This window comes from Streptomyces sp. NPDC049887, from assembly GCF_040656535.1.
Lineage (GTDB): Bacteria > Actinomycetota > Actinomycetes > Streptomycetales > Streptomycetaceae > Streptomyces.
In genome coordinates this window covers 97,956-116,960 of the sequence record NZ_JBFAMM010000020.1, presented here as the reverse complement: position 1 = coordinate 116,960, position 19,005 = coordinate 97,956, and the positions used below count along the sequence as shown (strand labels likewise).

Below are 19,005 nucleotides of genomic sequence, written 5' to 3'. Positions count from 1 at the left end.
GCTTGGGTTCGCCGCCCCTCGGCTCTTTCCACGGTTTCCGCCCGACTCATTCTGTGTCATGGACATGTCTGCAATCATCCGGGTGCCGACCGCGACCCCCCACATCGCGGAGGCCGACGAAGGAGACAGCGAGCATGTCCTTGACCAGACGTGGTTTCCTCACGGGCGCGGCGGTGGCCTCCGCGTCCGTTCTCATCGGCGCACCGGGCCCGGCGGCGGCCGCGCCGCGGCGGGCGCTCGGCCCGCAGGACTGGATGGCCGGCTTCGACGACGCCAGGGCTCTGCGGACGCTCACCATTCCCGGCACCCACGACTCCGGTGCCCGCTTCGGCGGCCCCTGGTCGGAGTGCCAGAACACCACCATCGCCCAGCAACTGGACTCGGGGATCCGCTTCCTGGACGTCCGCTGCCGGGCCGTCGACGGCTCGTTCGCCATCCACCACGGGCCCTCGTACCAGAACATGATGTTCGGCGACGTCCTCGTCGCCTGCCGCGACTTCCTGCGCGCGCACCCCTCGGAGACCGTGCTGATGCGGGTGAAGCAGGAGTACTCGGGGGAGAGCGACGCCACCTTCCGCGCCATCTTCGACAACTACCTCGACGTACGGGGCTGGCGCCCGCTGTTCCACATCGGCGACGCCCTCCCCGCCCTCGGCCGGGCCCGCGGCAAGGTCGTCCTGATCGCCGACAACGGCGGGCTGCCCGGACTGAAGTGGTGGGACGGCGGCGCCTTCGACACCCAGGACGACTGGAACGCCCCGCCCTGGGACAAGTACCCCAAGGTCGAGGCCCATCTGCGCAAGGCCGTGGCGCAGCCCGGCAAGCTCTTCGTCAACTTCGTCAGCACCTCGGCCTATCTCCCGCCGAGGTGGAACTCCGACGACCTCAACCCCCGCGTCCACCGCTTCCTGGACGGCACGGCGAGCGGCTGGAAGGGGCTCGGAGTCGTCGTGCTCGACTTCCCCAACACCCGGTCAGGGCTGGTCGACTCGCTCATCCGGCACAACTGACGGCGCCTCCGGCGGCGGGGTGGGCGCCCCCGGCAGACGGATCACCGCCACGGTGCCGCCGCCCTCCGCCGGACGCAGCTCCACCTCGCCTCCCGCCTGCCGCACCGTCCTGGCCACGATCGACAGACCCAGGCCGGAGCCGGGCAGCGCGCGGGCGGACGGGGAGCGCCAGAACCGTTCGAAGACGTACGGGAGCTCATCCGGCGGGACCCCGGGTCCGTGGTCGCGCACCGTCAGCACTCCGCGGTCCAGTCCCACCTCGACGACCCCGCGCGGCGGCGAGAACTTCACCGCGTTGTCCAGCACGTTGACGACGGCCCGCTCCAGTGCCGCGGGCTCGGCCCGTACGTACCAGGGCCGCAGCTCGGCCTCGATCCGCAGCTCGGGACCGCGCAGTCGGGCGCGCTCCAGCGCGGTCCGGGCGGTCTCGTGCAGGGCGACGACCCTGACCGGGCCGGGCGCCGCGCTGTCCGGCCGCGAGAGCTCCTGCAGATCGCCGATCAGCGCGGCCAGCTCCGACATCTGCGCCTTCACGGACTCCAGCAGCGCCGCCCGGTCGTCGGGCGGCAGGGCCCGGCCGGTCCGCTCGCTGCGGACCAGCAGGTCGATATTGGTCCGCAGCGAGGTCAGCGGGGTGCGCAGCTCGTGTCCGGCGTCCGCGATGAGCTGGGCCTGCCGGTCGCGGGAGGAGGCCAGCGCGGCGGTCATCTGGTTGAAGGAGCGGGACAGCCGGGCGATCTCGTCCTCGCCCTCCACGGGGATCCGCACCGTCAGGTCCTCGGTGCGGGCGACGTGTTCGACGGCGTCGGTGAGCCGGTCGACGGGCTTCAGACCGGTGCGGGCGACCCACAGGCCGGCGGCTCCGGCGGCGACGACCCCGGCGCCGGCGAGGAAGGTGAGGAGGAGGGCGAGCCGGTTCAGTGCGGTGTCGATCTCGTGGAGGGGGCGGGCCACCATGACGGTGACCTGTCCTCGGCCGTTCCGCGCGTCGTTGAGGGTGTGCACCCGCACCTCGTCGCCGTCGTCGGTCGTGCTGCCGTGCAGCACGTCCTGCTTGAGGCCGCGCGCGACCGCGATGTCCTCGGGCTGCACCACCACCGGCTCCGAGTACGGCGTGACACAGCGCGTGCCGTCGGGGCCGATGACCTGGATGTAGGCGAACGCCTTGCGCTCGGCGGCCTGTGTGCGGGCCGGGGCGCGGCACGCCGCCAGGGCGGTCGCGATCGAGTCGGGCGGCGCGCCCGTGTTCCGCAGCGAGGTGTCGAGTTCGTCGCGCAGCTGCGCCCGTGCCAGCAGCCAGCAGGCGACGGCGACCGCCGCCACCGCTGCCGCCACCGCCGTCGCCGTCAGCAGCGCGAGCCGCGACCGCAGCGGCAGGGCACGGAATCTGCGGATCACTCCGGGGACCCCTCCCGCAGGGCGTAGCCCACTCCGCGGACGGTGTGGACCAGGCGCGGCTCACCGGCCGCCTCGGTCTTGCGGCGCAGGTACATGACATAGACGTCCAGTGAGTTGGAGCTCGGCTCGAAGTCGAAGCCCCAGACGGTCTTCAGGATCTGCTCGCGCGTCAGCACCTGCCTCGGGTGCGCCAGGAACAGCTCCAGCAGGGTGAACTCGGTGCGGGTCAGCTCGACCCGGCGCCGGCCCCGGGTGACCTCGCGGGTGGCCAGGTCCATCCGGAGATCGGCGAACGACAGCACCTCGCCGGCCTCCCCGCCGGTCCCGACGGCCGTGTACGAGCTGCGCCGCAGCAGTGCCCTGATCCGTGCGAGCAGTTCGTCCAGCTCGAACGGCTTCACCAGGTAGTCGTCGGCCCCGGCGTCGAGGCCCGTGACGCGGTCGCCGACGGTGTCCCGGGCGGTCAGCATCAGGATCGGCAGGGTGGAGCCGGCGGAGCGCAGCCTGCGCGCGGCGGTCAGTCCGTCCATGCGGGGCATCTGGATGTCCAGGACGACCAGGTCCGGCCGGTACGACTCCACCTTGGCGAGCGCGTCGGCACCGTCGGCCGCGACCTCGGTGGCGTACCCCTCGAACGCCAGGCTGCGCTGGAGGGCGTCGCGCACCGCCGGCTCGTCGTCGACGACGAGGATGCGTCCGCCGTCATCCGGTGTGGAGTTCATGGCCCCAGCCTCGCACGCGTTCAGGACTCGCCGCCGGAGCGGAGGCCGTCCAGGTCCGCTTTGACGGTGTCGACGGGGATGGCGAACCCGAGCCCCACGCTGCCCGCGGTCGAACCGTTCGCCGAGCTCGGCGCGTACATGGCGGAGTTGATTCCGATGACCTCACCGTTCATGTCGATCAGCGCGCCGCCGGAGTTGCCGGGGTTGAGGGAGGCGTCGGTCTGGATGGCCTTGTAGGTGGTCCTGGAGTCGCCGGTGTCCCCGTTGAACTCCTGGCCGCCGAACTCGAAGGGCCAGTTCCCCCGCGGGTCCTGCCGCCCCTGCCCTCGCCCCTCGTCCTTGGCGACGGTCACGTCCCGGTCGAGGGCGGAGACGATGCCGCTGGTCACCGTGCCGGTGAGGCCCTCGGGGGAGCCGATCGCGACCACCTCGTCGCCGACCTTCACGGCGCCGGAGTCGCCGAGTACGGCCGCCTTCAGGCCCTTGGCCCCCCGCAGCTTGACCAGCGCGAGGTCCTTGCCGGGATCGGTGCCGACGACGTCCGCGGTGTACGCCCTGCCGTCGTTGAGGCGGACCTTGACGGCATCCGCGCCCGCGATCACGTGGTTGTTGGTCACGATCTCGCCGTCCGCGGTGATGATCACTCCGGAGCCGGTGGACTCGCCTGAGCCGGTCGAGGCGTTGATCTCCACGATGCTGGGGGAGACGGCCTGCGCGACACCGGCGACGGTGCCCTTGCTGCTCTGGGACACCGTCGTTCCGTTGACGCCGTCGGGCGTACCGGGCGCGCTCCCCGCCGTGAACCGCTCCACGAGCGTCGCCGCCCCGCCGCCGACGGCCGCGGCCACGATCGCCACGGCCGCGATCAGCGCGACGGGCCGCCTGGCGCGGGCCCGGCGGGCGGGGGCGGGTGCCGCCACCCCGACGGCGGGCGCCGCCGGAGCGTGCGGGGGCGGCGGCGGGTACGCCCCGCCGCCGGATCGGGCGTACGGGTACGAGGAGTACGTGTGGGTGGGCCGGGTGCCGTCGTCGCCGCGGCCGCGGTGGTGGTCCGTCATGGTGACGACTCTCGGGCCCGTACATGAGAGTGCGCTGAGGGCGCTCTGAGAAGCCCGACAGAACCCTGTATGCCCCATATAAGGGATGGTCGGGAGCGGGAGGTGAGCCGTGCCCGGACAAGGGCACGGGGATGCCGTGCCCCGGCCGGGGCGCACGGGGACCCGCGGCGCTTCGGACCACCGGGCCCCGCCCCCGGCGCCTCGCCGGGTCCGCGGATCAGCCGCCGCAGCCGCAGGAACGGCGCACGACCAGCGCCGAGGGGAACTGCTTGACCCGCTCCCGCCGCGATCCGACCACCCGCAGCCCGTCGTCAAGCACCAGGTCGACCGCCGCGCGTGCCATCGCCGGCCGGTCGGAGGCGATCGTCGTCAGCGGGGGATCGGTCAGCGCCGCCTCCTTGACGTCGTCGAAGCCCGCCACCGCCAGCTCGCCGGGTACGTCGATCCGCAGCTCACGGGCCGCACGCAGCACACCGATCGCCTGGTCGTCCGTCGCGCAGAAGATCGCCGACGGCCGGTCGGGTCCGGACAGGAGGTCCAGGGCCACGCGATAGGCGTCGTAGCGGTTGTACGGCGCCGGGAACAGCCGGCCCTCCGTGGACCGCCCGGACTCCAGCATCGCCCGCCGCCAGCCCTCGACGTGGTCGGCCACCGGGTCGCCCACCGCCGGGGTCTCCTCGACCCCGCCGAGGCACGCCACATAGGAGTGCCCGTGCTCCAGCAGGTGCCGGGTCGCGAGCTGCGCGCCGCCGATGTCGTCCGTGACGACGGCGACGTCGTCGATCGCCTCGGGGCGCTCGTGGAGCAGCACCACCCGGGCGTCCCAGGCCTCGATCTCCGCTGCTGCCCGCTCGCTCGGTCCCTGGCTGACCAGGATCAGCCCGGCGACCCGCATGCCGAGGAAGGCCCGCAGATAGTGGACCTCGCGTTCGTCGCGGTAGTCGGAGTTGCCGACCAGGACCATCTTTCCGCGGTCCGCCGCGGCCCGCTCCACCGCGTGCGCCATCTCCGCGAAGAACGGCTGGCGGGCGTCCGGCACGATCATGCCTATGAGGTCGGTGCGCCGCGAGGCCATCGCCTGGGCGACCCGGTCGGGCCGGTAGCCCAGCTCCTTGATCGCGGCGAGTACGCGCTCGCGCGTGGCCGGGGCGACCGGCCGGGGTCCGTTGTTGATGACGTAGCTGACGACAGCGGTCGAAGTACCCGCCAGTCGCGCCACGTCGTCCCGCGTCACCTTGGCCACGCGCGCAGTCTACGCGTGGTGACCTACCTCTGGGCAGGGCGTACGGCCGCCTCGGCGTTCTCGGCCACGTCCGCCGCGGGGGCGGCGGACCCGTCGGATCCGGCGGACGCCTTCTTCGCCTTGGCCGCGGACGTCTCGTCCGTCGCGCGCTCGGCCTTCTCCGGCGTGACGAAGCGGTAGCCCACGTTGCGCACGGTGCCGATCAGGGACTCGTGCTCGGGGCCGAGTTTGGCGCGCAGCCGCCGCACGTGGACGTCGACCGTGCGCGTGCCGCCGAAGTAGTCGTAGCCCCAGACCTCCTGGAGCAGCTGGGCCCTCGTGAAGACCCGGCCGGGGTGCTGGGCCAGGTACTTCAGCAGTTCGAACTCCTTGAAGGTCAGGTCCAGGACCCGGCCCTTCAGCTTCGCGCTGTACGTCGCCTCGTCCACCGACAGGTCGCCGTTGCGGATCTCCATGGGGGAGTCGTCGGAGGTGAGCTGCTGGCGGCCCATCGCCAGCCGGAGCCGGGCCTCCACCTCGGCCGGGCCGGCGGTGTCCAGCAGCACGTCGTCGATGCCCCAGTCGGCGGTGACGGCCGCCAGACCGCCCTCCGTGACGACGAGCACGAGCGGGCAGCCGGGCCCGGTGGAGCGGAGCAACTGGCAGAGACTGCGCACCTGCGGGAGGTCGCGCCGGCCGTCGACGAGGATCACGTCGGCGCCCGGGGTGTCGACGAGGGCCGGGCCCTCCGCCGGGGCCACGCGTACGTTGTGCAGCAGCAGGCCGAGGGCGGGAAGCACCTCCGTGGAAGGCTGGAGGGCATTGGTCAGGAGCAGCAGAGAACTCATCGCGCCCCACCTGCCCCGACCGTCTCCCCGGCCCGGGTCGTCGTTTCTCGGTCGTGCACGGTTCGCTCGCCCATAACGTCGGTTCCTCCTCGTCCCTGCGAGAGGGGGTCCCTCCCACGCCCGAAGGCCGCGGGGGAGTGTGCGGCAACTGCTTCTTGCCCGGCCGCGGCCCCCGCGCCCCGGGTTCCGCGATCGTTTCGTTCACCTGTCTGTAACAACGGCGTGGAAACACAAAAGGACCCGGGGGCTGCGTCGCCCGGATCCTCTGCCAAGCAGAATAGCCCACATGACAGCCGTGTCGGAGGGCCGATTTCACAGTGTGGATGTTTCCTCGATCACCCCGGGTCCCCTGCGCGCAACGCTGAGGGCCTCCGACGGGGTCCTCGTGGAGGCCCTCCACGAGCCCTGCGCGGGCCGGTCCCACTGGACGTCCGGGAGCGGTCCCACGGCCGTGGACGCCGGCACGGCGATCGTCGTGGCGCACGGCTTCACCGGTTCGGTGGACCGCCCCGCGGTGCGCCGGGCGGCTCGTGTCCTCGCCCGCCGGGCGGCGGTCGTCACCTTCTCCTTCCGCGGGCACGGCCGGTCCGGTGGGTACTCGACCGTCGGCGACCGCGAGGTGCTGGACCTGGCGGCGGCGGTCGCCTGGGCGCGGTCCCTGGGGCACCGGCGCGTCGTCACGGTCGGCTTCTCGATGGGCGGCTCGGTGGTGCTGCGGCACGCGGCGCTGTACGGGGCGGCCTTCGCCGGACGGGCGGGGGAGCGCGCCGCGCCGGACAACGGCTCCGGGGGCGACACGCGCGGGGCGCGGGGGCGGCCGTACGGGGACGCCGGTGAGCCGTGGCTCGCGCCGGACGGGCCCGCCGGTCGTACCGACGCCGTCGCGGCCGTGAGCGCGCCGGCCCGCTGGTACTACCGGGGGACGGCGCCGATGCGCCGACTCCACTGGGTGGTCACCCGGCCGGTGGGCCGCTTCGTCGGGCGCCACGGCCTGCGCACCCGCATCCATCCCGAGGACTGGGACCCGGTGCCGCTGTCCCCGGTGGAGGCCGTGCCGCTGATCGCCCCGACCCCGCTGCTGATCGTCCACGGCGACCGCGACCCCTACTTCCCGCTGGATCACCCCCGGATGCTGGCCGCGGCCGGGCCGTCCGAGCTGTGGCTGGAACCGGGCATGGGACACGCGGAGAACGCGGCCGACGAAGCGCTCCTGGGGCGCCTCGCGGACTGGCTCGTGCGCGCATAGCCCATGATGGACAGTCGACGAGCCGGAGAGAGGAGTGCCGCGATGGCAGCGGGGACGATCCGCTACTGGGCCGCGGCCAAGGCCGCCGCTGGTGTGGCCGAGGAGCCGTACGCCGCGGAGAACCTGGCCGAGGCGCTGGACGCCGCCCGCGAGAGGCACCCGGGCGAGCTCGTCCGCGTGCTCCAGCGGTGTTCCTTCCTCGTCGACGGCGCGCCCGTCGGGACCCGCGGGCATGAGACCGTACGGCTGGCCGAGGGCGGCACGGTCGAGGTGCTCCCGCCGTTCGCAGGAGGGTGAACCGCACAGCATGAGCAGCGATCAGCAGTATCCGTACGGCACGCACGACCCCTACGGGCAGAACCCGCCGGACCCCCATGTCACCCAGACGTGGGAGGGGCAGACCTGGGACACCCAGTACCAGCCGGTGGTCGAACCCGGGCAGCACGCCCCGTACCCGCAGGCCACCCCCCACCCGCACGGCGCCCCGTACCCGCAGGCCGCCGCGGAGACCGCGTACCTGCCGCCGGTGGGCGCCGCGCCGGGTGCGTACCCGCTGCCGCCGGAGACTCCGGCCGCGCCCGCCGCCGGCCCGGTTCCCGGCGCGCCCGTGGCCTACGGGCCGCAGGGGGCCTCGTACGGACCGGCCGCCGAACCGCCGGCCGCTCCCGTTCCCCCCGGCGGCGCCGAGCCCGCCTACGGCACGCCCACCACCCTGGGCAACGCCCGCGTCACCGACGCCCAGCGTGCCCGCGCAGAGGGCCGATCGCCGATCATCCCGCCGGGGATGCAGCCCGCCGGTCTCACGGCCCTCACCGGCCTGCTGCTCGCGGCGACCGCCGGCGTCTCGCCGTACCTGCTGCTGGTCCCGCTGGTCGCGCTGCAGGGCCTCACCGCGGCCGGCTGGTTCCGGTTGAACGGCATGTGGCCCGCCCGCCAGGGCATCGCGCTCGCCTTCGCCGGCGGTCTCGTCTCCGATGCCGTGCTGCTGACCGCGGGCCGGGAGCACGCCCCGGCCGCGCTCGTCGGCACCCTCGGCGTCTGGGTGCTCCTCACGCTCGTGCTGCAACTGCGCAGCCATGCGGCCCCGGACGAGCGGATGCACGGGCTGATGGCGACGATCGCCTCGGCGGCGCTGACGATCGTGGCGGCCGGGTTCCTCGCCGCCGCCCCTGACGCCGTCGCGGCCGGCGGTGCGGCTGTCGCCGTCGCCGCCCTGGCCCGGGCGCTCCCGCTCCCCGGAGCCGTCTCGGTGGCCGTGGCCCTGCTGGCCGCCGCGGGCGCGGGGATCGCGGCCGGCGCGGTCACCGGCGCGGGTGCGGGGGCCGCGCTCCCGGCCCTCGGCGCAGGGGTCTGCGCGCTCGTCGGCCTGCGGGTGGCGAGCTACGACTACCCCTCCCGCTTCGTGCACATGACGGCAGGTGTCGCGCTGCCGCTCACCGCCGCGGCGCCGATCGTCCACCTGCTGGGCCGCGCGCTCGGCTGAGGCATGGTCCGGTCCGGGCGGGGAACCATTGGCATGCCGCGGGACGTCGATCATTCAGTCCGTCTCCGTCCGGGGCGGCTGCGACAGGGGTGGGAGAACAAGGCGTGCGCGCACTGCGAATACTGCTGATCACCGCGGTGATCCTCGGCGGGCTCTTCGTCGCCGCCGACCGGCTGCTGCTCAACTACGCCGAGTCGGAGGCAGCCGAGAGGGTCAAGGCCCGCCAGGGCCTGTCCGGGACGACGGAGGTGTCGATCGCCGGCTTCCCGTTCCTGACCCAGGTCGCCGGCAAGGAGCTCGAACGCGTGGACGTCACCGTCCGGGGCGTCGAGGCCAGCGCCAACGGGCGCCGGGTCGTCATCACCGAGATGTCGGCAGCCCTGCACGACGTGCGGCTCGGCGCGGGCTTCTCCAGCGCGACGGCCGCGACCGCTACCGGCACGGCACGTGTCTCGTACGCCGATCTCGCTGCGGCGGCGGACGAGGACGTCACGCTGGCCTACGGCGGGAACGGCAAGGTGAAGGTCACCGGCTCGGTCGGCATCCTCGGCCGCACGATCTCCCGCAGCGTGGTGTCCACCGTCAGCCTCGTCGGCGGCGACACGATCCGGGTGCGGGCCGACAAGGTGCCCGGGGAGGGCATACCGAGGCTCGAGGACCTGATCCGGGGGAAGACCGACTTCGACCGGAGAATCAGCGGGCTGCCGCAGGGGATGAAGCTGGAGAAGGTGCAGGCGGAGGAGGACGGCCTCGTCATCACCGTCTCGGGCAGGGACGTTCCGCTGGCCGGCTGAGCCGCCGCGCGGCGCCGCCGCGGCCTTCTCTCGGCCCCCGGCCTTCTCTCGGCCCCCGGGTAGAGGCCCCGCCGGGGGCCGCCCCGCACCGGCGCCGGTCGCTCGCCGGCAGCTCGCCGGGAGTCGGGTCGCATTCCGGGGGCCGTGGCGGCACTGCCGTCCGCTCGTTTCCCCGCCCACTGCGGCGGTCCGCGCGCCGCCCGGGTCGTGCGCCGGTGGCACTCCGGCTGTTGCCTGCGCCGGTGCCGTGACTCGATGCACCGCGTGGCCGGATGCTGAGACGGTCGTGTCCGGTCCGCAGAAGCCGCCCCGGCGGCGGACCCCGGGGGAGGCGCGGGGACGCCTCGGCGACGGTCATCCATTCCACCTTTCGGACGATCGTGTCTCAAAATGTGACACGCCGGTGACACGGCCGCCAACACGTCCCTACGATCGGACCCATGAAGCGACAGGCGGATCTCACGAAGCGGCGGGCAGTCGACCTGTGCCGTGTCGCCGCCATGCTCTGTCGCGCCATCTGAGCGGAAGCGTCGACTTCCGTCTTCCCCGGGCCCTCTGACCTGCCATGGAACAGGGCCAACCCTTGTGCCTGACGCCCTTTGCGGCGCACCCGCACATCCCCGCGCGACACCCCAGCGCACCACCCGCCGCACACTGCCCCGGAGGAGAAACAGCATGAGCCGCAGCGACGTCCTGGTAGACGCCGACTGGGTCGAGGCCCGCCTGGACGACCCGAAGGTCGTCGTCGTCGAGGTCGACGAGGACACCTCGGCCTACGACAAGAACCACATCAAGAACGCCGTCCGTATCGACTGGCAGAAGGACCTCCAGGACCCGGTCCGCCGTGACTTCGTGGACCAGGCCGGCTTCGAGAAGCTGCTGTCGGAGAAGGGGATCGCCAACGACGACACGGTCGTCCTCTACGGCGGCAACAACAACTGGTTCGCCTCCTACGCGTACTGGTACTTCAAGCTCTACGGCCACCAGGACGTGAAGCTCCTCGACGGCGGCCGCAAGAAGTGGGAGCTCGACTCCCGCGACCTCGTCGACGGTTCCGAGGTCCCGCAGCGCCCGGCCACCGAGTACCGGGCCAAGGCCCAGGACACGGCCATCCGCGCCTTCCGCGACGACGTCGTCGCCGCCATCGGCAGCCAGAACCTGGTCGACGTCCGTTCGCCCGACGAGTTCAGCGGCAAGCTGCTCGCCCCGGCCCACCTGCCGCAGGAGCAGTCGCAGCGCCCCGGCCACGTGCCGAGCGCCCGCAACATCCCGTGGTCGAAGAACGCCAACGACGACGGCACCTTCAAGTCGGACGACGAGCTCAAGGCCCTCTACGCCGAGGAGCAGGTCGACCTGGCGAAGGACACCATCGCCTACTGCCGCATCGGTGAGCGCTCCGCGCTGACCTGGTTCGTCCTGCACGAGCTGCTCGGTGTGGAGAACGTCAAGAACTACGACGGCTCGTGGACCGAGTACGGCTCCCTCGTCGGTGTGCCGATCGAGCTCGGCGCGAACAAGTAAGTCCCGGACCCCCGGACCCCTCGACCGTAAGGACGGAAAAGCATGTGTGGAGCGAAGGCCGGCGGCCCCGACGCCTCGACGATCAAGCCCGGTGAGACCACCATCCAGGGTCAGGTGACCCGTGACGGCGAGCCGGTAACCGGCTACGTGCGCCTGCTGGACTCGACCGGCGAGTTCACCGCCGAGGTCCCGACCTCGGCGACCGGACAGTTCCGCTTCTACGCGGCCGAGGGGACGTGGACCGTGCGCGCCCTCGTCCCGGGCGCCACGGCGGACCGTACGGTCGTCGCGCAGACGGGCGGCCTCTCCGAGGTGGCCATCGCCGTCTGACGGCAGTCGCCCGAACCGGCCGAAGGGCCGCACCCCAGGGGGTTGGACGCTTTCCTGGACGTGGGTGCGGTCCTTCGTGCCGTCGTGGGCGGTGCGACCTACGCTGGAGCCATGTACGCGCGGCGCCGTCACGCCTACTTCCTGCTCATGGGCGGATGCCTCGTCCTCTTCGTGTCCGCCTGGGCCTTCGTACGCCTCTGGTCGGTGCCGGTCGCCGTCGGCATGTGCGTCGTCGCCATGGTGATCCCTCCGCTCGCGGCGGTGGTGGCGAACCGGCGCGGCCCCGAGGACCGCTGGTGGGACGACCCGTCCGGAGACCCGCAGTCCGACGAGTGGTGGGACGAACTGGACGGGAAGAAGAGGCCGGGCTCGGGCCCGCGCCCGTGACGTCCGGCGTCGTGCCCGCCCGCTGCCCGCGGTCGCTCGTGCCTGGTGCCCGACCTCGGAGCCGGGGCCCCTTCAGTAGACGAGCGCCTGTGTGCCGTCGGCCATCGCCTCGCTGACGAAGACCTGCGCGCCCGCGATCCGTACCCCCTCGATCACGTCCTTCTCGGTGATCTCGCGCCGCGCCGCGCACTGCGTGCAGAGGGTGATCCGCCCCGCAGTCAGGATCGAGTCGATCAGGTCCGGCAGTGGCGCCGCGTGCGGAAGCTCGAACTCCCCGGCCCGGCCCGGCAGGGCGAACCACGACGACTCTCCCGTCAGCCACAGCGAGACCTCCACCCCGCTGGCCACGGCGACGGCGGCGACCGTGAAGGCCTGCGAGCAGCGTTCGGGGGCGTCGGCCCCGGCGGTCACCTTGATCACGAGCTTCTTCGCCATATGCCGAACTGTAATCGGCGCGGCCACAACCCATGATCCGGGGCGTGGGTCAGTTGTATGAGCGCGGACAAACGGAACCCGCGCCTGCAGGTCTCGTGGGGGACCCTTTTGGAACTGCACAGAACACAGTCGGAGCCTGCCGCACCGGAGACGGAAGCGGAACCGCCGGTCGACCCGCCGGGCAGCCCGGTGCGGCAGGACGCCGAAGCCGCCTCGCCGGAGCCGGAGCCGGAGCCGGGGGCAGAGGCCGGCCCGCAGACACCGGACGCGTCGGTCGGGCGACGGCGAGGTCGTACCGCCGTACTCATCGCCGTCGCGGCGGTGATCGGGATCAGCGCCGGGACGGCCGTCGGCTACAAGATCCAGGCCGACCGGCCGCCGACACCGCTGCCCGCGCTGAACCAGCCGGGCCTCGCCTACCCGGCGAAGCCGCTTGCCGCGGACGAGGTCCCGGAGCCGCTCGGTGCCGCCGAGGACCGCAGGGTGAGGACGGACGGGGATCTGCGCAAGCTGCTGCTGCCCAGGCCGAAGGGCGCGCGCGCCTCCGACGCCGGCACGCGGGACGGGTGGCTGGACACCGCCGCGTACGCGCAGGACTTCGAGGACCCGGCCTGGATGTTCGCCGGCCTGACGGAGGCGGACCTCCGCAGGGTCGCCCGGGTGGCCTGGTCGCAGGGCGAGCACAGGGACGTGGATGTGAGCCTCGTCCAGTTCCGCTCGGGCGTGGGTGCCGTCGAGCACGCGGGGAGCCAGCTGAACTACTTGCCCGACGCCGACCACGCGGGGAACGACGGAGAGCCGCTCAAGGGCAGTGGCAACGGCCGCTACTACCTGTTCCCCGTCGAGCGGAAGGCCGGTTATCTGCCGCTGTACCAGGCCAGGGCCGTCTTCCAGCGCGGGGACGTCATGGTCGACATCAACATCTTCGACAGCGAGCGGATCGGCAAGAACGAGATCCGCTCGCTGGCCGAGCGACAGCTGGAGCGTCTGTCTTGAGATCCGTAGTCACCGGTGTCGTGCTGCCCGTCGTGCTCGTCGTGGGCTCGGTGGGTGGTGCGGCCGCCTACACCGCCGTCACCGCCGAAGGCGCCGACCGTACCGTCCCCACCACCGTGTGGGCGGAGCCGGGGAAGGAGCCGGGGAAGGATCCGGCGGCGGAGGCCTGGCGCGGCCGGGCGTCCACTCCGCTCGGCAAGATGCTCCTGCCGGTTCCGGACGGCTTCCGGCTCGGTCCGGACATCGGTGAGCACGGCAACGACGTCGAGCTCAGCGCCGCGCAGGCGGTCGCCGTGATGAAGGAGTGGGGCAGCGGTCTCTCCGGGCAGAAGCGCCGCGACTACGAGAAGCGGGTGAAGCGGCTGGGCGTCAGGGGAATCGCCCTCCGCTCCTACGCCACCGAGTTCGCGGAGCGCGGCGGGGTCTCCGAGGGCGACGTCGTCGTCACCATCGAGCTCACGCGGGTCGCGGACAGGGCCCGGGTACGGGAAGCGTACGAGGTGCAGACCGGTCTCGCGAAGATGCTGGAACTCCGCAAGGGGCCGAAGATCACCGGTCACCGGAACGCGGCCTGCTTCCTGGTCGAGGCGGAGAAGCGGGCCGAGGGCGAGGACGCCGCCGACGAGGACGAGCGGCTCGGCGGGATGCAGTGCTTCGCGTACGACTCCGAGGTGCTGGTGAGCGTCGAGGCGCAGGGGACGGCCGCCTCGTTCGACGAGAACTCCGTGGCCGACCTCGTGCAGGAGCAACTGGACCACATCGCGTCGCCGGGAGAGTACGTATGAGCGAGCAGCAGCCCCGGCGGGACCCGTCCCCGGCGGAGCCGGCCGAGCACGACGCCCCCGCGGTGGAACCCGCCGCGGAGCGGCGGCAACCGCCCGCACCGGAGGAGCCGGCGCCTGCCCGCACGGGCGCCGGGGCGGCCGAACGGCCGCTCGCGGCCCCGGACTCCCCGACCGACAGCGGGGGCGTGGACGGGGTCCCGCCCGTGCCCGCTGCTCCGGAGCCCGTCGACGTAACGCCGGGTGGCACCCCCGTCACCGCTGCCGTCGCCCCCGAGGCCGCCGACCGGTCCGGGAGGCGCCGGGCGCTCCGGGCCGTCGCGCGCTGGACCGCCGCCGTGCTGGTCTGCGGCGGACTGGGCGCCGGAACCGCGTACGGCATCACGTCGATGGAACGCGGCGAAGTGCCGGGTCTCGCGACGGAGAGCGACGGCCGCTGGGACTACCCGCGCCTCGCGCTGCCCGCCCTCCCAGAGGGCAGTCCGCGCCCCTTCACCTCCGGCAACCGGCACGAGATCCACCATGCCGACCTGCGGGAACTCCTGCTGCCCGCTCCGGCGGGAGCCACCGCGGACAAGGAGCTGAACGGCGGCTGGGTGTCCACCGACCGGTACCTGTCCGAGTACCTGGAGGAGCGCCGCGCCGGTCTCCGCCAGGCGCTGGACGACTACGCCGTGCGCCATATCGCGGCCCGCGGCTGGACCATGCCCGACGGCACCACGTCCCGCGTGTACCTCCTCCGGTTCGACTCCGTCGGCCTGGCGAGCGACTACATGGACCTCCACATCAGGGGCGGGCTGTCCCCCGACGCGGCCCTGGCGTCCGCACCCGGCGAGGTGAACGTCGACGAGACGTGGAAGAGCGACTCCGGGGCGGACGGCAGGTCCGCCGTGTCCGTGTACACCGAGGCGAAGCCGGTCGGGCCCGAGCACACCCGTCAGGCGTACGTCGTCGCCGGTGACACGGTCGCGCTGATCGTCCACTCCCGGAAGGGCGAGGCCCGGTCCGTACCCTTCCACCAGACCGTCGTCCTCCAGAACCAGCTGCTGGGCTGACCTCGCAGCGAGGGCCGCGCCTCCGCCCACTAAGCTGGGGTGCGGCCCGATCTGCCTTCGCGCTCACCCGAGGAGCACCCGTGATTGTTTTCTTCGAACTTCTGCTGGTCCTGGTGTGTGTCGGCGTGCTCGCCTTCACCGGCCTGGCCGTGAAGAAGCTGTACCAGGGCCAGCGCTAGTCCCGTATCCCACTGACCGACAGAGCCAGCCATGATCGAGATCCCGTCCGACCTCAACCCCGACCTCGTGCCGCTCGCCTTTCTCCTCGGCACCTGGGAAGGCGCGGGTGTGTCCGACTTCCCCGGCTCGGAGAAGTGCAACTTCGGCCAGTCCGTGACCTTCAGCCACGACGGCCGTGACTTCATCGAGTACGTCTCGCACAGCTGGGTGCTGGACTCCGAAGGCAGGAAGGTCCGCCCCCTGGAGAGCGAGTCCGGCTACTGGAGGATCGACAAGGACCGGAAGGTCGAGGTCGTGATGGTCCGCGACCAGGGCGTCGTGGAGATCTGGTACGGCGATCTCGCGGACAAGAAGCCGCAGATCGACCTGGCCACGGACGCCGTCGCGCGCACCGCCGCCTCCCCGCAGTACTCGGGAGGCAAGCGGCTCTACGGCTACGTCAAGGGCGACCTGATGTGGGTCGGTGAGAAGTCCACCCCCGAGGTGCCGCTGCGGCCGTACATGTCGGCGCACCTGAAGAAGGTCGTCACGCCCGAGCAGGTCGAGGCATGGGCCAAGGACCTCGGTGACCTGCCGGACGACGGCATCGCCTTCTTCAAGTGACGTCCCGCCCCGCTCGGCAACTCCCGCCTGCGTCGAGCACCCCGCGTGCCCGGCGGCCCCGGTAGTCCTCCTCGCAGGCCCCGCCGCTCCGTCGGAAACCAGGGGCGCGGACGGATCGCCGTCCCTCCGCGCCCCCGGTCCTTACACTGGACGCGTGGTGAGCACCGACTGGAAGAGTGATCTGCGGCAGCGCGGTTACCGGCTGACCCCGCAGCGCCAGCTCGTCCTCGAAGCCGTCGACGCGCTGGAGCACGCGACGCCCGACGACATCCTCGTCGAGGTGCGCAAGACCGCCTCCGGGGTGAACATCTCGACGGTCTACCGGACCCTGGAGCTGCTGGAGGAGCTGGGTCTGGTCTCGCACGCCCATCTGGGGCACGGCGCCCCCACCTACCATCTGGCCGATCGGCACCACCACCTCCATCTGGTCTGCCGTGACTGCGGGGACGTGATCGAGGCGGACGTCGACGTGGCCGCCGGGTTCACCGCGGAGCTCCGCGAGAAGTTCGGCTTCACCACCGACATGAAGCACTTCGCGATCTTCGGCCAGTGCCGCAAGTGCGCGGGGAAGGCCGCCGGCGGCCAGTCGTAGGCTTGGGGCCATGCAGCGACGTTCAACGACCAGCCCTCTGCTGTCCCTGCCCGGCGCCGTTCCCGCCGAGGGGCGCGACGAAGGTGTCGCCGCCCACTACGGCGACCTGTTCCGCGAGCAGCGTGCCCTCGCCGACGGCACCGGTCTCGTCGACCTCTCGCACCGCGGCGTGATCACCGTCTCCGGGAAGGACCGGCTCGGCTGGCTGCATCTGCTGCTGACCCAGCACGTCAGCGAGCTCCCCGCCGGGGAGGCCACCGAGGCCCTGATCCTCTCCGCGCACGGCCACATCGAGCACGCGCTGTACCTCGTGGACGACGGCGGGACGGTGTGGGCGCACGTCGAACCGGGGACCCAGGAGGCGCTCCTCGCGTACCTGGAGTCGATGAAGTTCTTCTACCAGGTCGACGTCGCGGACCGCACGGACGACTTCGCGGTCGTGCATCTGCCCGCCGGCTCGATCGCGGAGGCCCCGGAGGGCGTGGTCGTACGGGAGACGCCGCAGGGTCGCGACCTGTTCCTGCCGCGTGCCGCGCTGGAGTCGTACGCGGCGGCCAACGGCCCGGCGATCGGCGTCCTGGCGTACGAGGCCCTGCGCGTGGAGGCCCACCGGCCGCGGCTGGGCTTCGAGACCGACCACCGCACCATCCCGCACGAGGTCGGGCTCATCGGACCCGCCGTGCATCTGCAGAAGGGCTGCTACCGGGGGCAGGAGACCGTGGCGCGCGTCCACAACCTGGGGAAGCCGCCGCGCCGGCTGGTGTTCCTGCACCTCGACGGCAGCGAGGTGCATCTGCCGGGGCACGGCACACCGGTGCGGCTGGCCGCGGACGGTGAGGAGGGCCGCCAGCTCGGCTTCATCACGACCTCGGCCCGCCACCACGAGCTGGGGCCCATCGCCCTCGCCCTGGTGAAGCGGAACGTACCGGTGGACGCGGAGCTGCTGGCCGGGAGCACGGCCGCGGCACAGGAGGTCGTGGTCGAGCCGTAGCGGCCCCACCGCGGGCGGCGCGGCTCCGGCGGATCGCGTCGCCCGCGGTGGGTCGTCGGCACTACACCTCCAGCAGCACCGTGAACGGGCCGTCGTTCGTGAGCGAGACCCTCATCTGCGCCCTGAACCGGCCCGTCTCCACCCGCGCGCCCAGCTCCCGCAGCCGCGCCACCACCTCGTCCACGAGCGGCTCGGCGGTCTCGCCGGGTGCGGCGGCGTTCCAGGTGGGGCGGCGGCCCTTCCGGGCGTCCCCGTAGAGGGTGAACTGGGAGATCACCAGCAAGGGGGCGTTCACGTCCGAGCAGGACTTCTCGCCCTCGAGGATCCGCACCGACCAGAGCTTCCGGGCGAGCTGCGCCGCCTTCTCGGGCGTGTCCTCGTGCGTCACCCCCACCAGGACGCACAGCCCCTCGCCGACGATCTCTCCCACGGTCTCACCGGCCACCACGACGCTCGCGCCGTCGACCCTCTGCACCACTGCACGCATACAGACCAACCTATCGGGGGCTGAACGGGTGCAGACCGCCTGCAGGGGCACCGTTCGTAATGGCACGATGCACGGAGTCGGTGCATCCCCTCGGCCCTCCGGGCCCGGGGAGACCTCATGCACCGGTCGAGGGGACTGATTCACGCATGAGCACACCTGGCGCCGGGCAGCCGCCCGGTCCCGTACAGATGACCCGCGGTGCCTGCTCGGGGCCCGGCACCGCCCGCCCGCCCGCGCAGCGCACCGGCGACAGCCGTCCCGACTCCGGTGCGCGCGATCTCGCCGTGTTGCGGCTGCCGGAACTGCGGGCCCTGCGCAAGGAGTCCCAGCGGGACGAGGCCGATCTGAGCTATGTGCGGCGGCTGCTGCAGGGCCGGATCGACATCCTGCGCGCGGAGCTGTCCCGGCGTTCGGCGCCGCCGCTGCATCCCGCCGCGGCCGGCGGGCCGGGCGGGTCCGGGCCGGACGCCGCGGTGGTCGACCGGCTCTCGCGGATCCTCGCCGACCCGCCGTCGCGGCGCGGCAGTTCGGCCCGGCACGTCACGCTGTCCGTGCCGCGCGGCGAGGAGTACCGGCTGCTGGCCGCGGAGATGCTCTCCGAGGTCGAGCTGTCCGACCTGGAGGCGCGCACGGACGACGAACTGCGCGCGGCGATGGGGCGGCTCGCGGACTACGAGCAGGAAGTGTCCGGACAGCGGCAGCAGTTGCAGCGCACCGCGGACGACTGCAGCGCGGAGATCGCCCGCAGGTACCGCGAGGGCGAAGCGCAGGTGGACGACCTGCTCACCTGAACGCCGGGCCGGGCGGACGGCCCGCTCGCCGGGGCGGGCGGGACCCGCCCGACCCCGTCCGCCGGGTGGGCCGG

At 72.8% G+C, this 19,005-nt stretch carries 23 protein-coding genes; 16 read left to right on the top strand and 7 right to left on the bottom strand.

Annotated elements, in window-relative coordinates; all coding sequences use genetic code 11:
- The first annotated feature begins 134 nt into the window (after window positions 1–134).
- The gene (locus tag AB0J10_RS23540) at window positions 135–1,010 is read left to right on the top strand and encodes a phosphatidylinositol-specific phospholipase C (protein WP_363064446.1); all 876 of its coding nucleotides are present in this window, start codon (window positions 135–137) and stop codon (window positions 1,008–1,010) included.
- Here the strand turns inward: AB0J10_RS23540 and AB0J10_RS23535 are convergent.
- The 5 genes from AB0J10_RS23535 to AB0J10_RS23515 form a co-directional block, all read right to left on the bottom strand.
- Complete coding sequence (locus AB0J10_RS23535; protein WP_363064445.1) at window positions 975–2,408, bottom strand: HAMP domain-containing sensor histidine kinase; 1,434 nt, start codon at window positions 2,406–2,408, stop codon at window positions 975–977. The genes AB0J10_RS23540 and AB0J10_RS23535 overlap by 36 nt on opposite strands.
- Window positions 2,405–3,130: a response regulator transcription factor gene (locus AB0J10_RS23530; protein WP_363064444.1), complete on the bottom strand. Its 726-nt coding sequence runs from the start codon at window positions 3,128–3,130 to the stop codon at window positions 2,405–2,407. The genes AB0J10_RS23535 and AB0J10_RS23530 overlap by 4 nt, the downstream gene beginning before the upstream one ends.
- A 20-nt stretch (window positions 3,131–3,150) precedes the next feature.
- The gene (locus tag AB0J10_RS23525; RefSeq protein WP_363064443.1) at window positions 3,151–4,188 is read right to left on the bottom strand and encodes a trypsin-like peptidase domain-containing protein; all 1,038 of its coding nucleotides are present in this window, start codon (window positions 4,186–4,188) and stop codon (window positions 3,151–3,153) included.
- A gap of 217 nt (window positions 4,189–4,405) precedes the next feature.
- Window positions 4,406–5,431, bottom strand: a complete 1,026-nt coding sequence (locus AB0J10_RS23520; RefSeq protein ID WP_363064442.1) for a LacI family DNA-binding transcriptional regulator — start codon at window positions 5,429–5,431, stop codon at window positions 4,406–4,408.
- A 23-nt stretch (window positions 5,432–5,454) separates the two neighbouring features.
- The gene (locus tag AB0J10_RS23515) at window positions 5,455–6,258 is read right to left on the bottom strand and encodes a response regulator transcription factor (RefSeq protein ID WP_363064441.1); all 804 of its coding nucleotides are present in this window, start codon (window positions 6,256–6,258) and stop codon (window positions 5,455–5,457) included.
- Window positions 6,259–6,544: 286 nt separating this feature from the next.
- Between AB0J10_RS23515 and AB0J10_RS23510 the strand changes: the two genes are divergently transcribed.
- The 8 genes from AB0J10_RS23510 (at window position 6,545) to AB0J10_RS23475 (ending at window position 12,019) form a co-directional block, all read left to right on the top strand.
- Window positions 6,545–7,504: an alpha/beta hydrolase gene (locus AB0J10_RS23510; RefSeq protein WP_363064440.1), complete on the top strand. Its 960-nt coding sequence runs from the start codon at window positions 6,545–6,547 to the stop codon at window positions 7,502–7,504.
- Window positions 7,505–7,546: 42 nt separating this feature from the next.
- Window positions 7,547–7,801 carry a MoaD/ThiS family protein gene (locus AB0J10_RS23505; RefSeq protein WP_138054465.1) on the top strand — a complete coding sequence of 85 codons (255 nt, stop codon included), beginning with the start codon at window positions 7,547–7,549 and terminating at the stop codon, window positions 7,799–7,801.
- A gap of 10 nt (window positions 7,802–7,811) precedes the next feature.
- Window positions 7,812–8,987 (top strand): hypothetical protein, encoded by a 1,176-nt coding sequence (locus AB0J10_RS23500; protein WP_363064439.1) that lies wholly within the window; start codon window positions 7,812–7,814, stop codon window positions 8,985–8,987.
- A 104-nt stretch (window positions 8,988–9,091) separates the two neighbouring features.
- Entirely contained in the window at window positions 9,092–9,781 is a 690-nt protein-coding gene (locus AB0J10_RS23495; RefSeq protein ID WP_363064438.1) for a DUF2993 domain-containing protein, read from the top strand.
- A 440-nt stretch (window positions 9,782–10,221) separates the two neighbouring features.
- Complete coding sequence (locus tag AB0J10_RS23490) at window positions 10,222–10,302, top strand: putative leader peptide (protein WP_352103060.1); 81 nt, start codon at window positions 10,222–10,224, stop codon at window positions 10,300–10,302.
- Window positions 10,303–10,456: 154 nt separating this feature from the next.
- A complete protein-coding gene (locus AB0J10_RS23485) occupies window positions 10,457–11,302 on the top strand; it encodes a sulfurtransferase (protein ID WP_283299363.1) in 846 nt (281 codons plus the stop codon).
- Window positions 11,303–11,344: 42 nt separating this feature from the next.
- Entirely contained in the window at window positions 11,345–11,632 is a 288-nt protein-coding gene (locus AB0J10_RS23480) for a DUF1416 domain-containing protein (protein ID WP_017945923.1), read from the top strand.
- 111 nt (window positions 11,633–11,743) lie between these two features.
- Window positions 11,744–12,019, top strand: a complete 276-nt coding sequence (locus AB0J10_RS23475; RefSeq protein WP_363064437.1) for a DUF3099 domain-containing protein — start codon at window positions 11,744–11,746, stop codon at window positions 12,017–12,019.
- A 72-nt stretch (window positions 12,020–12,091) separates the two neighbouring features.
- Here the strand turns inward: AB0J10_RS23475 and AB0J10_RS23470 are convergent, their stop codons facing one another.
- Window positions 12,092–12,454 carry a DsrE family protein gene (locus AB0J10_RS23470; protein WP_363064436.1) on the bottom strand — a complete coding sequence of 121 codons (363 nt, stop codon included), beginning with the start codon at window positions 12,452–12,454 and terminating at the stop codon, window positions 12,092–12,094.
- A 57-nt stretch (window positions 12,455–12,511) separates the two neighbouring features.
- Here AB0J10_RS23470 and AB0J10_RS23465 point away from each other — a divergent pair, with 57 nt between their 5' ends.
- The 6 genes from AB0J10_RS23465 (at window position 12,512) to AB0J10_RS23440 (ending at window position 17,653) form a co-directional block, all read left to right on the top strand.
- Entirely contained in the window at window positions 12,512–13,450 is a 939-nt protein-coding gene (locus tag AB0J10_RS23465) for a hypothetical protein (protein WP_363064435.1), read from the top strand.
- Window positions 13,447–14,235, top strand: a complete 789-nt coding sequence (locus AB0J10_RS23460) for a hypothetical protein (protein ID WP_363064434.1) — start codon at window positions 13,447–13,449, stop codon at window positions 14,233–14,235. Before AB0J10_RS23465 ends, AB0J10_RS23460 begins: the two co-directional genes overlap by 4 nt.
- On the top strand, window positions 14,232–15,287 hold the full coding sequence (locus AB0J10_RS23455; protein ID WP_363064433.1) for a hypothetical protein: 1,056 nt from the start codon (window positions 14,232–14,234) through the stop codon (window positions 15,285–15,287). Before AB0J10_RS23460 ends, AB0J10_RS23455 begins: the two co-directional genes overlap by 4 nt.
- A 210-nt stretch (window positions 15,288–15,497) precedes the next feature.
- Window positions 15,498–16,070 carry an FABP family protein gene (locus AB0J10_RS23450; protein ID WP_269729662.1) on the top strand — a complete coding sequence of 191 codons (573 nt, stop codon included), beginning with the start codon at window positions 15,498–15,500 and terminating at the stop codon, window positions 16,068–16,070.
- Window positions 16,071–16,224: 154 nt separating this feature from the next.
- On the top strand, window positions 16,225–16,662 hold the full coding sequence (locus tag AB0J10_RS23445; RefSeq protein WP_363064432.1) for a transcriptional repressor: 438 nt from the start codon (window positions 16,225–16,227) through the stop codon (window positions 16,660–16,662).
- A gap of 10 nt (window positions 16,663–16,672) precedes the next feature.
- Window positions 16,673–17,653: a folate-binding protein gene (locus AB0J10_RS23440; protein ID WP_363064431.1), complete on the top strand. Its 981-nt coding sequence runs from the start codon at window positions 16,673–16,675 to the stop codon at window positions 17,651–17,653.
- A gap of 61 nt (window positions 17,654–17,714) precedes the next feature.
- Here AB0J10_RS23440 and dtd read toward each other — a convergent pair whose 3' ends face one another.
- Window positions 17,715–18,140 carry a D-aminoacyl-tRNA deacylase gene (gene dtd / locus AB0J10_RS23435; protein WP_363064430.1) on the bottom strand — a complete coding sequence of 142 codons (426 nt, stop codon included), beginning with the start codon at window positions 18,138–18,140 and terminating at the stop codon, window positions 17,715–17,717.
- Between the two features lie 146 nt (window positions 18,141–18,286).
- Here dtd and AB0J10_RS23430 point away from each other — a divergent pair, with 146 nt between their 5' ends.
- Window positions 18,287–18,931 carry an AmfC protein gene (locus AB0J10_RS23430; RefSeq protein ID WP_363064429.1) on the top strand — a complete coding sequence of 215 codons (645 nt, stop codon included), beginning with the start codon at window positions 18,287–18,289 and terminating at the stop codon, window positions 18,929–18,931.
- Window positions 18,932–19,005 lie beyond the last annotated feature (74 nt).